This is a genomic window from Parasphingorhabdus cellanae (assembly GCF_017498565.1).
GTDB lineage: Bacteria > Pseudomonadota > Alphaproteobacteria > Sphingomonadales > Sphingomonadaceae > Parasphingorhabdus > Parasphingorhabdus cellanae.
In genome coordinates, this window is record NZ_CP071794.1 from 3,158,426 (window position 1) to 3,173,095 (window position 14,670).

Sequence of the window (14,670 nt, forward strand, 5' to 3'; positions counted from 1 at the left end):
CAGTTTTACAATATCATAGTGTCTTAGTTGTAGGAAAGCATTATCTGTGACGAACAGGGGTTAGTGGTGATTACGGATACATCTAAAACCGCTTGCGAAAACTGATCTCCACGTAACGCCCGATCGGATCGATAAAGCCGGGTTGATAGCTGAGCGGCACCAATCCGTCGCTGTCGCGCACGTCCTGAATATCGTTGAAGACATTGTCGATGCGAAAGGCGATGCGGCTGCCTTTGAGGAATTTGAACCGCTCGGTCAGGGTGCCGCGATCATCAAGATTGATGAAGGCGCGCAGGTTCAGCGTCGTGAGATCGGAGAAACTGAGATCAGAGCTGGTGAGCCCGCCATCCACGCGCGTCGCGGTTTGATGCTCTGCCTGGACCCGAAAGCCGATGCCGTTGTTGAACCAGCGGCCTTCCAGCTCAAATTCGTGGTGCGGCTGGCCGCCGGTGGATCCGATCGCCGATCCGTCGAGCAGGTCGAGCTCTTCGACGCCGGGCCGTATTAATACGCGCTCGTCGAGATGAACGGTGTGATAGGCCGATACGCGCCAGCGGCCGCCACCACGCCCACCGGGTCTGCCACCACCGCGTGGCGGTCCGCCGGCGCGCGCGCCGGGTCTTCCCGCTTCGGCCCGACCGGCTTCGGAAGGCGCGCTTTCGGGCCCACCTTCCGGTGGCGGTCCATCGCTTGGAGGACGGGCGTCATCGGGTGGTGGTCCACCATCTCCGGCACCCGGCCTGCCTGCACCTCTTAATCCACGACCCCCGCGCCGCTGGCCAAAGCGTTTGGAAAATTCCAGACCATAGCGGATGCTTTCGCTGCGCACATTGCTGTAATTGACGGGACGCTGGTCAATGGCGACCAGCCGGCCGGTTTCATCCCGCGTAACGCGGTCGGGGAAAGCCGCCTCAATTTCCTCGGTCAGCAGGGGAAAGTCGGAGGCGACATTCTCGCTATTATTGCGAATATATTCGCCGAGAAACGTCATGCCATCCAACCATTCCGGGCTGTAATTGACCGCCAGCTTGATATCCCGCCGTTTCTCGGTTGGCAGGTCGAGATTGCCGCCCGTGGTAATGCTGGTCAGCACGGTTTCGCCATTGGTGAAATCAAAAGTGGTGACATTGGGGGTGACGATGACCGGATTGCCAAGCTGCTCGATTGTTGGCGCGGCGTCTTCGCCAATCGCCGACGCGGTAAAAACCAGACCGTCAAGCGGTTCCCAGTTCAGGCCAAAGCCAAATTCGACCAGACCGCCAAAATCCGAAAGCTCACTATAGCCCAGATTGCCGTTGATCGACAGTTGGCCAATGGCTTCTGTTACATCGATATTTTCGTCCGCAATCGGGATATCGATACTGATTCCCGCATTGAAATTATCCCGCCCCAGACTGCCGAGTGTGGTCACGCCATCGGTGATGTCGCGGCTGTCGAGATCTTCTCGGCTATAGCCGCCGCGCACGGTCGTGGTGACCGAACCGGAGGGCAGCGTGATCAGCGCGCCCGACAGGGTCGCGAGCGTTTCGAGCGTGTTGCTGACCGACCGCGCTTCATCGGTGATCGGGGGCGACAGCAAGGTACCAAAGTCGCTGGCAAACGGGTCTGCTGTACCGGCGTCAATCGCTGCCTGCAGGGCGCTGATATCGCCGCTATTATCGGTCGCGGTTTCGGTTTCTTCGCGCGCATAGTCGGCGGTCAGGGAATAGCGCCAACCGGACGTCACGCCATTCAGCGCCGCGCCGCCCTGAAACGTGTTGGTCTCGACGGTTTTGCGCAGCGGGCCGAATTGGGTGAAGTAGCGGAACAGGCTTTCATCCGAGGCGGATTGCGCGAAAGGGCTGGTTGCGGGAATATCCAGCGTGCCGCTGGCCAGTCCCAACAGGGCGCGGGATTTGTCATATATATATCCGCCGTTGAACGACAGCGATGTGCCATCGGCAAAGGTGCGGCTATAATTGCCGTTAAATTCCACATTATCCGATGGCGCGCTCAACGTCCGGAAATCGCCCAGATTGACCAGATCGCCCGCCTGGTCCTGGATGATGCCGCGCTCTGCTTCGGTAATCGCGCTTTGCGTTTCATATTCGATATTCAGGTTTAACCGGCTGTTCTCGCCAATATGGGTAAAGGTCGATTCCAGCTCTGTATTGCTCTGGTCTCCGCGGGTCGGGACGCCATATTCCGCCTCGGCGCCAAAGCCGGTATAATTGTCCTTCAGGATGAAGTTGATCACCCGCTCATCCGGCGCATAGCCATATTGCAGCGCCACTTCTTCGGGGAAAACCTGTACGCTTTGAATGGCCTCGGGCGGCAAGTCGCGGATATCGCGAAAACCGGACGTGCGCTGGCCGTTGATCAGGACGATGGGCCGGCCGCTGCCGCGTCCACGGTTGGACGTGGTTTGCGAGCTTAGCTCTTCGACCAAATCCTCGATTGACGACACACCATAGCTGGCAACGTCACCGGCATCGAGCTCGACGATCGGCGGAACTTCGGTGATTACCGACCCGCGCAGGCGTTCCGCCGTGACGACGATATCCTCGTTTTTGAGCTCGTCGTCATTGGATTGGCCATGCGCGGGAAGCGCAATCGTGAAGGAAAGGGCCAGCAGGCTGGCGCCGAAAAATCTGGGGGAGGTTTGGGTCATTACTAAAGCTCTAACAACTCAGGCATTGGGGGAAACACGTCCAAACTGCCGTGCAGTGCGGTTGTCATCAATCAAATGTTTGTAATAATTTGTCGCAAGCCGCCTGAGAGGCTATTTGCCGCTGCGCAGCAAATCCTTCCCTTTTTTGAAAATTGGGTTTATGGCGCACCGCAACACGTTTTAAAAACACCGAATCAATAGGGATAAAGTAAAGCCGAATGGCAAAAGAAGAATTATTGGAAATGAAGGGGATGATCCGCGAATTACTCCCCAACGCGATGTTCCGGGTCGAATTGGAAAATGGCCATGAAGTCCTTGGTCATACCGCTGGCAAGATGCGCAAAAACCGCATCCGTGTGCTGGTGGGCGATGAAGTGCTCGTGGAACTCACGCCCTATGACCTGACCAAGGGTCGTATTACCTACCGGTTTAAGTGACGAAATTCCGTTCGTCATCCCGGACTTGATCCGGGATCCAGGGTTATGAAACACAATGATTGCGGATTGTCGCTCTGGATGCTGAACCAAGTTCAGCATGACGGAATAGCTATATGAAACTCGTCCTCGCCTCATCCAGCCCGCGCCGGCTGGAACTGCTTGGCCGGTTGGGCGTGAAACCTGACCGGATCGCTTCTCCAGACATTGATGAAACACCCCTGAAGGCTGAGCTTCCGCGCGATTATGTTATACGCATGGCGCAGGAAAAGGCGGCTGCGGTCGCACGCGAGGACGGTGAAGTCCTGATCGCGGGCGACACCATTGTGGCTGTGGGACGGCGTATCCTGGGCAAGGCCGAAGACGAAGCGGAACAGCGCCAGTTTATGAAGCTCCTGGGCGGGCGGCGGCACCATACCATGTCGGCGGTTTGCGTCATCGCAGCGGACGGGACTGCGCGGACGAAACTGTCCGACAGCATCATCAAGTTCAAACGGTTTCAGGACAGCGAGATCGACACCTATATCCAATCCGGCGAAGGGCAGGGCAAAGCTGGTGGCTATGCCATTCAGGGTCTTGCCGAAGCTTTTGTCATTTCAATCAGTGGCAGTTTCAGCGGAATCATGGGGTTGCCGCTCTATGAGACCCGCAATCTGCTAATTTCCTCGGGCTATCCTGTTGACTGATTTCCAAAACGGCTGGCTTTATGAAGCCGGTATCGGTGAAAACCGGGCGCTGCGCGTTGCGGATGGTGAATTGGTTGCGGTTCGGGTCGAGCGTGGTCGCACTGGCGCGACACTGGCTTCCATCGTCGATGCGCAATTTACCGAGCAATGGGTGGCGGGACGATCCGGCATCGTGACGCTGGCAAGCGGCGAGCAAGGCTTGCTGCAACCATTGCCCAAAGGATTGACCGAAGGTGCGAGCGTGCGGGTTGAAATTGTGCGCGAAGCGCTGGACGAAAAAGGCGGGCAATCGAAGCGGGCAAAAGCACGGCCAGCAGCCGAAGGAAGTGCGCTGACTATGGGTCCGAGCCTGCTGGATATTATCGAAGCAGGCGGCGAACCGGTCCGGACCATTCAGGCGCATGAGCCGGATAGGCTCTCGGCTTTTGGCTGGAACGAGGCGATGGAACAGGCGGAAACCGGGCGGATCGATTTTGATGGCGGCAGTTTGCTTGTCTCGCTTACGCCAGCGATGACGGTGATCGATGTGGACGGCCCGCTTGCGCCCTATGAGTTGGCGAAACGCGCAGCCAAAGCGGTGGCACTGGCTTTGACGCGCTTTGATATCGGCGGTTCCATTGGCGTGGATTTTCCCACCCTGGAGGCAAAAGCGGAGCGGACAGAAGTTTCCACGATATTTGATCAGCACATGGCCGGAAAATGTGAACGGACGGCGATTAATGGTTTCGGCCTGATGCAGGTTGTCGCCCGCAAGACCGGTCCTTCGGTTCTGGAAGTGATGCAGGCGGACAAGGTGTTAAGTGCCACTTTGGCGCTTTTGCGTCAGGCCGAACGAACGCAAGGAACCGGTGCCCTGCAGCTCGACGTTCATCCGGCGGTTGCGGCGAAGCTGAACCATCCGCAGGCTTGGCTGGACGCGCTATCAAAGCGCACCGGGCGGGATGTTTCGGTCGAGGCCAAAGGTGATATTCCAATCGCAGGTGGGCAGATTAGCTAATCCTCTCCCCTTGAGGAAGAGGGTTTTGTCACTCGTCGCTACACCCCTTGCAATTCGTCCATGTCCTCTGCACAAGCCGTTGCATGACAGATATCATTCTTTACGACTATTGGCGCAGCTCTGCGAGCTACCGCGTGCGTATCGCACTCAACCTAAAGGGCATTGCGTATAAATCAGTCAGCAAAAATCTGCTCGACGACAGCACCAAGCAGGCGGACTATCTTACGCGCAATCCACAGGGCTTTATTCCAATGCTCCATATCGACGGGCACGACCTGACCCAGTCGCTCGCGATTATCGACTATCTCGATGCAAAATTTCCTGAGCCGGCGATGGTATCGAGCGATCCGCTGGAACGCAGCCGGACGTTGGCGCAAGCGCTGGTCGTCGCGGCCGACATCCACCCCGTTAATAACCTGCGGATCATGAAATATCTCAAGCATGAAATGGGACAGGATCAGGAAGCGATCAACATCTGGTATCGCAATTGGGTCAGCGAGGGTTTCAAGGCGCTGGAAGCCATGGCACCGGACGCCGGGTTTTTTGGCGGCGATGCGCCCAATCTCGCCGATGTCTGCCTTGTCCCGCAAATGTATAATGGCCGCCGGTTTGAAACCGATATGACGGCCTTTCCAAAACTTGTGCGCATTGATGCGGTTTGCAATAAATTGGCGGCGTTTCATGACGCAGCGCCCGAACAGGTAAAAACAGACTAATGAAAAAATCAATTTTGGCGTGGCCGCTTGTGGCGCCCGTTTGTCTTTTGAGTGTTCCGGTTGCCGCGGAAACTGTAGCCGATGCCGAAGCTGCGGAGGGCATTACCGTAACTGGCCTGCCGCTGCCGGACGCGGATGATGCCTATAGCACCATCGAAATCGAGCTGGACACAGATGAGCGCATTGAGAATGCATTGCGCACGGTTCCCGGTCTGCAACAGTTTCGTCGCTCCGATGCGCGCTCTGCCAATCCGACCAGTCAAGGTATCACTATCCGCGGTCTGGGCGGTAATGCGTCTTCGCGCGCTGTGCTGCTGCTGGACGGTGTTCCGCAAGCCGACCCCTTTGGCGGCTGGGTGGCTTGGCCAGGCTACGACGCGCTGGCACTAAGCTCTGCGCGCATAACGCGCGGCGGAGGCAGTGGTTCGGAAGGGTCCGGAGCCATTGCCGGAACCATCGAACTGTTCAGCAAAGATGTCGGCAATCTGATCGAACTGGGCGCGGCCTATGGCAGCCGCAACAGCGTCGAGGCGGACTTGCTTTTCGGCCGCGAGTTGGGGCAGGGGCAGTTGACTGTCTCCGCCAACTACGCGCGCGGCGACGGTTTCATTCCGATCATCGAAAGTCAGCGCGGCGATGTCGATCGTCAGGCGGAATATGAGCAGGCCGGTCTGGCCGTGCGCTATGTCGCGCCGCTGACAGACAATACCGAATTGCAGGCCAATGTCCGCGCATTTACCGATGATCGCGAACGCGGTTTTGCCTTTAGTGAAAACCATAATGATGGCGCTGATGCCAGCATCCGGCTGGTCAACCGGTCTGATACCGGCTGGCAATGGTCGGCCCTCGGCTATGTCCAGATCCGCAATTTTGACGTGAGCTTTGGCGGCGTCGCTGCGGATCGCAACAGCGTCAGCCGGGTGTTTGAACAGTTTAATGTGCCCTCGACCGGACTTGGTGCACGGTTTGAGGTGCGCCCTCCGGTCGGTGACAATGTTGAACTGCGCATCGGCGGCGACTGGCGGCGGACGGAAGGGGAGACGAACGAGAATTTCTTCTTCCTCGACGATGATACCCCGCGCCGCAGCCGCAATGCGGGTGGCTCTACCGCGACCTATGGCGCCTTTTTAGAGGCCAGCGTGCAGGCAACGGAAGCCCTCACACTCACTGGCGGCGGACGCATCGATTTTTGGACCATTGATGATGGTTTTCGTAGAGAGATTGAACTCATCAATCCCTTCCCCGGTTCCGTGCGGACAGATGCCCAATTTGATAATCGCGATGGCACGGAATTTACCGCGCGCGGAGGCTTTGCGTTTGACGCGACCGATCAGTTGACCTTGCGCGGTGCTGCCTATCTTGGCTGGCGTTTGCCAACCCTCAATGAACTGTTCCGCCCGTTCCGTGTGGGTCCGGACGCCACGGCTGCAAACGAGTTGCTGGAACCGGAGCGGGTGAAGGGCGCCGAATTGGGACTGGATTGGGACGGTGAAAATGTTTCGGTCGGGATCACCGTCTTTTATAACGAGCTGGATGATGCCGTTGCCAATGTCACGCTCGACAGCGGACCGGGACTGTTTCCCGGTGTGGGTTTCGTATCCGGGGCAGGGGTATTCCGCCAGCGTCAAAATCTGGATTCCATCGAGTCAAAAGGGATCGAAATCGACACCGAATTTGACTTGAGCAGTCTTGTGGAGAATCTGTCTGCCCGGGCCGCCTATTCCTATGTTGATGCCGAGGTCAATGCCTCTGGCGATGCCGCAGCCGTTAATGGTCTGCGTCCGGCACAGATACCGGAGCATAATGCTTCCGCCAGCCTGCTTTGGGAGCAGGAAAACGGCACCGGTGCCGCGGTCTCGCTGCGCTATATTGGCAATCAGTTCGAAGATGACCAGAACTCCCGCCGGCTGGACGATGCGTTCACGGTCGATGGCCGTCTGGCTTTTGCAGTGAATGATCGTCTGTTGGTCGAAGGGCGGGTTGAAAATCTGTTCGACGCGCGGGTAGAGACGGCGATTAGTAGCAGCAATATTATCGAACGAGCCTTTCCAAGGACATTTTGGATTGGACTTCGGACCAGAATTGAATAAATATTACTTATGACAACAAGTCTTGATGATTTCATTCCTTATCAGTTGTCCACCGCATCCAATGCGGTGAGCGACCTGATTTCCAATGAATATAAAAGCCGCTTTGGGCTGAAAATACCCGAATGGCGGGTCATGGCTGTTCTCGGCAGCCGAGGAGCTTCAACCCAGCGGCATCTTGTCGAGGCGACGCTGATGGACAAGGTGACGGTCAACCGGGCCGTAAAGACACTGGTCGACCGGGAATTGCTCGACCGCAGTCCCAACAACGCCGATGGCCGCTCCCATCATCTGGTGTTGAGCGGAACCGGCCGGGATCTTTATGATCAGATCATGCCCGCCGCAGAAGTGATGGAAAAGAAAATCATGACTGTGTTGAGCGCTGATGACCAGCGCCGTTTATCCAGCATGCTGGCCAAGATCAAACAATCAGCGGACGATATCGCGGCCGGTTGATACGGCGCGAGAATGGCAAACAAAAAAAGAGCGGCTGTTAAAGGCCGCTCTTTTTTTTTGATTGTCTGCGAATGTCGCTACAACATTGTATCCGAGATCGAGCAGGCCGCTGGACCAAGGATCACGATAAACAGGGTAGGCAGAATGAACAGAATCAACGGGATCGTCATGATCGCTGGCAGACGCGCCGCTTTTTCTTCGGCCCGCATCATCCGGTCGTTCCGGAATTCTGCTGACAACACCCGCAACGCAGAAGCCAGCGGCGTACCATATTTCTCAGTCTGGATCATGGTGGTGACCACGCCTTTGACATGCTCCAGCGCGACACGATAGGCAAGGTTTTCAAAAGCTTGTCGACGTTCGGTGAGGAATCCCAACTCAATTGAGGTTAGCGAAAATTCATCCGCCAGTTCTGGATAGGCATCGCCCAGCTCTTTTGCCACACGGGCAAAGGCGGCGTCGACTGTCAGGCCGGCCTCGGCGCAAATCACCAGAAGGTCAATCGCGTCCGGCAGGCCCTTGCGAACCAAATCCGTCCGTTTGGCGATCAGGTTGTTCAGGTAGATATCGGCACCTTTATATCCCACGCCTGCCGCCATAGCGAAGGCGCCAAATTTCTTCATTGGACCCCAAGCCGGAAAATAGTCGAAACCGTAAATGGCCAGAGCGGCACCACCACCCAGAACGATCGGTAAGACCATACGACTGAAAATAACGGCGTAAGCCAGATCTTTGGAACGAATTCCAGCTTGCGCGAGACGTTGCTGTGATTCCTTCAACTGGTCTTCTTGCAAGACCTTCAAAGATGACAGCACACCTCTCAAGCGGTCGGTGGTATCATTTTGACGGATCAGTTTGGCGCGTTTCTTAGTCGTAGAAGCGGTAATACCAGCTTTAAGCTGCTCCCGCCGTTCGTTGAGCGATTTCACGCGCTTCGCCATGGGATCGCGAACAGTGACTGCTGTATATATTGCAAATATGACAGCAATTGTTGCGACAGCAGCCAATATGGTTGCTACCCAGAGGACATCTATTCCCAGTAATGTTGGACCGCCAGCTTGGGTCATTGCATCATACCTTCAGCTTAAATTTCAAAGTTGACCATTTTCGCCATGATGAACACACCAATGCTCATCCAGGTCAGGCCACCTAACCCCGCGATAATCAGACGTTCTTCGTAGAAGAATCCTCCAAGGTAAGTCGGATTGACCGACCATACCAATCCGAAAACGATAAATGGCAAAGAACCAACAATATAGGCCGATGCTTTCGATTCCGATGACATGGCCTTGATTTTCAATTTCATCTGGCCACGTTTACGCAGCACGTCCGCCAGGTTCGCCAGGGTTTCCGCAAGGTTACCACCCGTTTCACGTTGGATCGCAAGAGTGATACAGAAAAATTTGAATTCCGCTGTATCAAGCCGTTTCGCGCTCTCCTGCAAGGAATCTTCCATCGTCCGGCCGATTTTGATCCGGTCGACAACTTTGGCAAATTCTTCGCCAACTGGGCCTTCGATTTCTTTTGCAACCACGCCAATTGTTTCGGTTACCGGAAGACCAGAGCGGAGGCCGCGAACCAAAAGTTCGATGGCGTCGGGAAAGGAGGCGGTAAATTTGTTCACGCGCCTACCGATCAGAAAACCAACGATCATATGAGGCAGGCCAATGCCAATTGCCATTCCGCCGAACAAACAGAGTAGTGCAGGAGCGCCCTGTATGAAGAGACCAGCGGCTACGATTACGGCAAGACCTCCACAAACCGTGAAAAACTGTTTGATCGACCACTCATTGCCTGTCCGGTCCAATCGGATCGCAAGCATATCCATCTTCGACAGCGTTTCGCCGGTTGGACGATGAGTTTTGCGGCGAGCCGTGACCGCCTTTTTCATCTGTGCTTCCATTTTGGCGTCGGTGCTGTCCGAATGGCGGAAGCGCACCTTGTCTAAGCGTTTTGCCTTTGCCGCTGCCTCTGAAGGGCCAGCAAAGGCGAACACGACCAGCATCAGGAATATTAATATCCCGCCGCCAACTATGGCTGTTTGCGTCATATCCATTACGTCGGTCCTCGCATGTTAGAAAGAAACTGTTGTGGCATCACGATTTGGATGGCTCAGCTTCCTTCTTCTTCTTTTTTGAAGACAGCAGCGATTTCATGCCGCCAAATTTATCCATCAACGATGTTTTTGCATTCTCTTCTCCGTCGTCGCCCTCGGTTTCGACGGTTCCAAGAATAAATTCAGACAAGGCGACGATTTTACCCGCGGCCTTGCTGGACTTGCCAGCTTCAACAAAAGCCTGACCCAATTTGGCTGCATGTGCGGCTGCTTTTGGATCAGCAGGGATCATGATATCGATTTTACGTTCAATCGAATTTTCAAAGTCTTGCCGCGAAATTTCCTGGTTGCTGGTGTGCACCTTGTTGGCGACGACAATCACTTTGCTTTGTGCGGCATGTGATTTCAGCCAAGACAACAGGCGGATAGCATCACGTGCAGAGGCCAGGGTCAATTCCGTGACAATAACGGTCGCATTGACATCGCCCAAGAGATGCGGATAACTGATCAGCATTTCACGCGGCAGATCAATTACGGTACACTCAAAAGCGGCCCGAAATTCTTCCTGAAGCTGGAAAAAGGCCGTTCCATCTGTCATCATCGGAGAGTTGATCGGTGCCTCGGCCGATAGCAATGACAGTTTTTCATTGGCCTTGATCATTGCCCGTTCAATGAACAGACCGTCAATCCGGCTTGGATTGTCAATCGCATCGGTCAGACCGCGGCCGGGTTCCAGATCGAGCGCCAGTGCGCCCGTTCCAAAATGAACATCCAGATCCAACAGCGCTGTAAGGCGCTCTTTTTCCTGACTGAGAAGCCAAGCAAGAGAAGTCGCAACTGTTGACGCGCCAACGCCGCCACGCGTTCCGATAACTGCCGTGGAAACATGTGGTCTCTCGCTGCCAGGTTCTTCATTTTTAGGCGCGCTCAAAACAGCTTGAGCCTGACTGAGTACATCCCGCAATTGTTCCGGACTGAACGGTTTCAGCAAATAGTCCTGCAGACCGCTAACGATCAAATCGCGATAGAGGCGAACATCGTTCACCTGACCCATCGCAATAACCACTGTTCCAGGCTCGCATACTTCGGCAAGCGAATTTATATCAGCCAACGGATCGCCAGATTCGGAAAGATCAACCAACAAGATATTCGGGCTTGCTGCAACCGATAGAGATTGCACTGCATTGCGCAGTCCGCCTTTGTGACACTTGTCTGTCGGCCATCCCATTTCTTCGACGACAGGGCGCAAGACATCTAGCGTGTCGTCGTCACATACAAAGGCTGAAAAAGGATCACGTCCATTCACAGCACCGGGTTTCCAAGGAGCGTTCATTATAGGCCTCCAGCTTGTTTGGCTTTATCACGATAGGCGCGGATAGCTTTCGAAGCCTCCGTTTGATCTTCCCCGTCCCGGGACCGGCCGCGGACGAGATCTTCTGGGTCAGCGATCATAGCAGCCATCGTGCTGTTCACGCCGCAGCCATAATTTTCACTGGTACGGGCTTGAAAATCGGTGTGACTGCGATTGCTCCAATCGGGGCATCCGGGCACTGCTGCCGTCGAGCGTGAAACAACAACTCGCATGGCGCCGCTTGGAACGCTGCCCTCGGTTACGGGGGCAAGATCACTGATCAATAGTCCTTTTTGTGCGGCCAGTGCTTCAACAGCACCGCGCGCAGATGCGCCGGCTCTATAGCCTGGATCATCGATGGAAATGCGATCGCCATAACCCAGGTCCAGTGCATCAAGCCATCCGGCAAGGCGCTCTAGTTCGCCGGAAGATAGTGATCCCGATCCAGCAGTATTGACATCGAGCACGAAATTGGTGCGCGTTACAACGGGCTGACGTTCGCTATAAACGGTCCGATTGGCAGTATTGGCGCCACATGCAGCAACGGAAAGTCCGAGGGCTGTTACAAGGGCTGTAGAAACAAAACGCATGATGTTTTCTCCTGAGACGGACTATTTATCGAAGCTGAAACCGGGGGCTGCGCCACCTGATTTTTTCGATTTCTTGGCGGTTTTACTTGTTGCTGGAGCTGAGAGACTGCCAAGCGCAGGGCCAGGTGCTACTGGCGGTGCAACCGATGGTTTCGGGCGATCGCCGGTACCAGTTGAACTGTGGCGGTTCATAATGACGCGCTCCAGGTCATTGGCTTGTTTAAAGCCGTCGGTTGGCAAGACAATCTCGCTGTCGCTGACCGGTTTAACCAGATATGGCGTTACAACGATCATCAGTTCGGTTTCGTTTTTACGATAACCATCTGATTTGAACAAATTGCCCAGAATGGGAACATCGCCCAGACCAGGGGTCTTGTCGATTGTCGAGCTGTAGTTATTCTGCATCAATCCAGCGATCATGAAACTTTCGCCGGAGCCGAGCTCCACGGTTGTTTCGGCTTCTCGCGTAGAGATAGCGGGAATTTCAAAACCGTTCAGACGAACCGCACCATTTGCCGAAATATCAGAGACACTTGGCCTGACCCGAATGGAAATCCGTCCGTTGGATAATACCGTTGGTGTATAAGAGAGCTCAACACCAAAGCTTTGATAGGTGACACTGACGTCGCCAAAACCGGATGATTGGGGTATTGGAAAACGCCCACCAGCCAGGAAACTGGCTGTTTCACCGGAAATCGTAGTCAGATTTGGCGAAGCCAAAGTTGTAACCAGACCAATGCGTTCGGATACGTCCAGCGCAGTTGCAATATCCAGACCAAAAAGACGGCCTGCGGCTTGAATAGAATCCAGACCAGTAGCCTGATTAAAGTTAAATGCGGTGCCGCCTTGGGTGACAAACTGTCCTGTTGCAGTATTGAAAGGCAAGGAAAGTGATCCTGCTGGCAAACCAAACAGGCTAGATGCATCCAAGCTTGGGAAGCTGCTCGTGTCAAAATCGGTGATGGAACCAAAGTTACGACCTCGGCTGACACCAAATTGAAAACCATTAGTGGTATCGCGTGTCAGGACGTTGCCGTTGATGTTTTTGGCTAAGGAACGGCTGACTTCAGCAAATCGAACTTTCAAGTTCACCTGCATCGGGGTGGCCGTTTTAAGACGACTGACAACCGTTGTTTTAACTGTCCCACCGCCATCTGGACCATCATTAACATAGGCCCTGACAAGGTTTTCGGCTTCTTCTGCATCATCGGGATTAGCAATTGTACCCGTTAGCAAAACAAAATTATTATTAGAGCTCACCGTGATCTTTGCGTCAGGCATAGCCAGCGCAAGCATCTGCTCAATTGATGATATTTCAGCGCCAACAGATACTTCGGCGGAGTAGATAACCTTACCGGACGCGCTGGTCGCGTAAAAGCTTGTCAGCCCGCCAGATACGCCAAAAATATAGATTTGGCGCGCTGAACGAACCTGCACGTCTGCAATGCTTTTCTCGGCGATGAAGATGTCTTCAATCGGCGCGGGCAGCGTGATCAGTTTTCCCCGACCAACGGCTAGCGAAACCCTCGAATTAGGAGAAGAGACTTTAGCTGATTGTGCCTGAAGCGGGCTGGTGCCATTGGCCGTCAAAGTCATGGTCAACGCCAAAGCAAGTGCCGATACGAAGCCCTTTTTTATGGACGGTGTTTTGGTCGCGCGACTGCGCGAAATAGGATATACGGTCATTTCTTGTCTCCGAACTTGACTTCTTCGACGGCGTTACCGCGCGATACCCGAACCATCGGCGCTTCTGCGCGAGGAGGTGTGCGGGGTTCGAAACGTGAAACTTCACCGCTCGTTGAAAAAGTTGATTTCTTGCTGTCAGGTCGTGCGGCCAGAGACCGGATCATCGCCGCTTCTTCGGCCGGATCATCGGTTTTAGGCAGCGTGATCTGACCTGATGCGATGGCTTCTTCCAATTCAGCTGTGCTGTCTGCCAGCGAACGTAGGGAGAGACTCAATGTACCGAGGGTTTGTGCGATTGCCACTTTCTCGGCAATTTTCGGAGTTGCTTCGAGTGTGACCAATTTGGTCTTGGTCGCAACCGCTTGACCAGCTTCGTTGACGGTCTGGGTCACACGATTATCTGTGGCCAGAACACGAACGTTGCGAATAACTGTCTCGGAAACCTGGACTTCCGGTCCGACGCCCTCAACTTTTTGCGTCAGCATCAAGTCAACGCGGTCGCCTGGAAATACAAACCCGGCAACACCGGTCAAACCAGAGACAGGAATGGTAACAGCACGCATGCCGGGGCCAAGCGCAGCAGCAAGGAACCCACGATCACCTGGGCTCACAATAGCCCCTTTGGTTAGCGGTTGACCGGCCGTAATGGCGTTGCGCACCACTGTACCGTTTAGAGCCTCAACATCGGTGCCCTCTCTGCCATAATAGGCTTCCTCGACCAGATCTTTCGGCCAAGGCTGAAAGCTGAAAGCTTCGGGTGTAATGATTGTACCGACCGGTAAAGCACGTGAAGCCACCAGGACTTCTTCGCCGAGCACTTCGGTTTTCGCTTCTACCTGAGGTGCGGACGCACCGGTGAACATGCTTCTGGCGAGCAATGCCGTGACCGCAGCCACAACCAATGCACCAACTAGCAATATAATCTTCTTTTTGTCCATGACGTCTTACGCCTCCTGAATGC

At 54.8% G+C, this 14,670-nt stretch carries 13 protein-coding genes; 6 read left to right on the top strand and 7 right to left on the bottom strand.

Going from position 1 to position 14,670, the window contains the following annotated elements; genetic code table 11:
* Positions 1-82: 82 nt before the first annotated feature.
* Positions 83-2,650: a TonB-dependent receptor gene (locus J4G78_RS15130; RefSeq protein ID WP_207987356.1), complete on the bottom strand. Its 2,568-nt coding sequence runs from the start codon at positions 2,648-2,650 to the stop codon at positions 83-85.
* A 218-nt stretch (positions 2,651-2,868) separates the two neighbouring features.
* Between J4G78_RS15130 and infA the strand changes: the two genes are divergently transcribed.
* The 6 genes from infA (at position 2,869) to J4G78_RS15160 (ending at position 8,026) form a co-directional block, all read left to right on the top strand.
* The gene (gene infA, locus J4G78_RS15135; protein ID WP_108810762.1) at positions 2,869-3,087 is read left to right on the top strand and encodes a translation initiation factor IF-1; all 219 of its coding nucleotides are present in this window, start codon (positions 2,869-2,871) and stop codon (positions 3,085-3,087) included.
* Positions 3,088-3,200: 113 nt separating this feature from the next.
* The gene (locus J4G78_RS15140; protein ID WP_207987357.1) at positions 3,201-3,770 is read left to right on the top strand and encodes a Maf family protein; all 570 of its coding nucleotides are present in this window, start codon (positions 3,201-3,203) and stop codon (positions 3,768-3,770) included.
* Complete coding sequence (locus J4G78_RS15145; protein ID WP_207987358.1) at positions 3,763-4,767, top strand: ribonuclease E/G; 1,005 nt, start codon at positions 3,763-3,765, stop codon at positions 4,765-4,767. The genes J4G78_RS15140 and J4G78_RS15145 overlap by 8 nt, the downstream gene beginning before the upstream one ends.
* 83 nt (positions 4,768-4,850) lie before the next feature.
* On the top strand, positions 4,851-5,483 hold the full coding sequence (maiA, locus tag J4G78_RS15150; protein WP_207987359.1) for a maleylacetoacetate isomerase: 633 nt from the start codon (positions 4,851-4,853) through the stop codon (positions 5,481-5,483).
* On the top strand, positions 5,483-7,573 hold the full coding sequence (locus J4G78_RS15155; RefSeq protein ID WP_207987360.1) for a TonB-dependent receptor: 2,091 nt from the start codon (positions 5,483-5,485) through the stop codon (positions 7,571-7,573). Before maiA ends, J4G78_RS15155 begins: the two co-directional genes overlap by 1 nt.
* Before the next feature lie 9 nt (positions 7,574-7,582).
* Complete coding sequence (locus tag J4G78_RS15160; RefSeq protein ID WP_207987361.1) at positions 7,583-8,026, top strand: MarR family winged helix-turn-helix transcriptional regulator; 444 nt, start codon at positions 7,583-7,585, stop codon at positions 8,024-8,026.
* Between the two features lie 77 nt (positions 8,027-8,103).
* Here J4G78_RS15160 and J4G78_RS15165 read toward each other — a convergent pair whose 3' ends face one another.
* Genes J4G78_RS15165 through cpaB form a run of 6 tightly spaced genes read right to left on the bottom strand, consistent with a single transcriptional unit; the run spans position 8,104 to position 14,647 of the window.
* Positions 8,104-9,093 (bottom strand): type II secretion system F family protein, encoded by a 990-nt coding sequence (locus tag J4G78_RS15165; RefSeq protein ID WP_207987362.1) that lies wholly within the window; start codon positions 9,091-9,093, stop codon positions 8,104-8,106.
* A gap of 17 nt (positions 9,094-9,110) precedes the next feature.
* Positions 9,111-10,082 carry a type II secretion system F family protein gene (locus J4G78_RS15170; RefSeq protein WP_207987363.1) on the bottom strand — a complete coding sequence of 324 codons (972 nt, stop codon included), beginning with the start codon at positions 10,080-10,082 and terminating at the stop codon, positions 9,111-9,113.
* Positions 10,083-10,122: 40 nt separating this feature from the next.
* Positions 10,123-11,415 (bottom strand): pilus assembly protein CpaE, encoded by a 1,293-nt coding sequence (locus tag J4G78_RS15175; protein ID WP_207987364.1) that lies wholly within the window; start codon positions 11,413-11,415, stop codon positions 10,123-10,125.
* Positions 11,415-12,023, bottom strand: coding sequence for a CpaD family pilus assembly protein (locus J4G78_RS15180; RefSeq protein ID WP_207987365.1), 609 nt, complete (start codon positions 12,021-12,023; stop codon positions 11,415-11,417). The genes J4G78_RS15175 and J4G78_RS15180 overlap by 1 nt, the downstream gene beginning before the upstream one ends.
* A 21-nt stretch (positions 12,024-12,044) precedes the next feature.
* On the bottom strand, positions 12,045-13,709 hold the full coding sequence (locus tag J4G78_RS15185; RefSeq protein ID WP_207987366.1) for a type II and III secretion system protein family protein: 1,665 nt from the start codon (positions 13,707-13,709) through the stop codon (positions 12,045-12,047).
* Complete coding sequence (cpaB, locus tag J4G78_RS15190; protein WP_207987367.1) at positions 13,706-14,647, bottom strand: Flp pilus assembly protein CpaB; 942 nt, start codon at positions 14,645-14,647, stop codon at positions 13,706-13,708. The genes J4G78_RS15185 and cpaB overlap by 4 nt, the downstream gene beginning before the upstream one ends.
* Positions 14,648-14,670 lie beyond the last annotated feature (23 nt).

Excerpts from the sequence above, each read along its gene's own strand:
- J4G78_RS15130 (WP_207987356.1), bottom strand. The coding sequence starts at position 2,650 with ATGACCCAAACCTCCCCCAGATTTTTCGGCGCCAGCCTGCTGGCCCTT.
- infA (WP_108810762.1), top strand. The coding sequence starts at position 2,869 with ATGGCAAAAGAAGAATTATTGGAAATGAAGGGGATGATCCGCGAATTA.
- J4G78_RS15140 (WP_207987357.1), top strand. The coding sequence starts at position 3,201 with ATGAAACTCGTCCTCGCCTCATCCAGCCCGCGCCGGCTGGAACTGCTT.
- maiA (WP_207987359.1), top strand. The coding sequence starts at position 4,851 with ATGACAGATATCATTCTTTACGACTATTGGCGCAGCTCTGCGAGCTAC.
- J4G78_RS15155 (WP_207987360.1), top strand. The coding sequence starts at position 5,483 with ATGAAAAAATCAATTTTGGCGTGGCCGCTTGTGGCGCCCGTTTGTCTT.
- J4G78_RS15160 (WP_207987361.1), top strand. The coding sequence starts at position 7,583 with ATGACAACAAGTCTTGATGATTTCATTCCTTATCAGTTGTCCACCGCA.
- J4G78_RS15165 (WP_207987362.1), bottom strand. The coding sequence starts at position 9,093 with ATGACCCAAGCTGGCGGTCCAACATTACTGGGAATAGATGTCCTCTGG.
- J4G78_RS15170 (WP_207987363.1), bottom strand. The coding sequence starts at position 10,082 with ATGGATATGACGCAAACAGCCATAGTTGGCGGCGGGATATTAATATTC.
- J4G78_RS15175 (WP_207987364.1), bottom strand. The coding sequence starts at position 11,415 with ATGAACGCTCCTTGGAAACCCGGTGCTGTGAATGGACGTGATCCTTTT.
- J4G78_RS15180 (WP_207987365.1), bottom strand. The coding sequence starts at position 12,023 with ATGCGTTTTGTTTCTACAGCCCTTGTAACAGCCCTCGGACTTTCCGTT.
- J4G78_RS15185 (WP_207987366.1), bottom strand. The coding sequence starts at position 13,709 with ATGACCGTATATCCTATTTCGCGCAGTCGCGCGACCAAAACACCGTCC.
- cpaB (WP_207987367.1), bottom strand. The coding sequence starts at position 14,647 with ATGGACAAAAAGAAGATTATATTGCTAGTTGGTGCATTGGTTGTGGCT.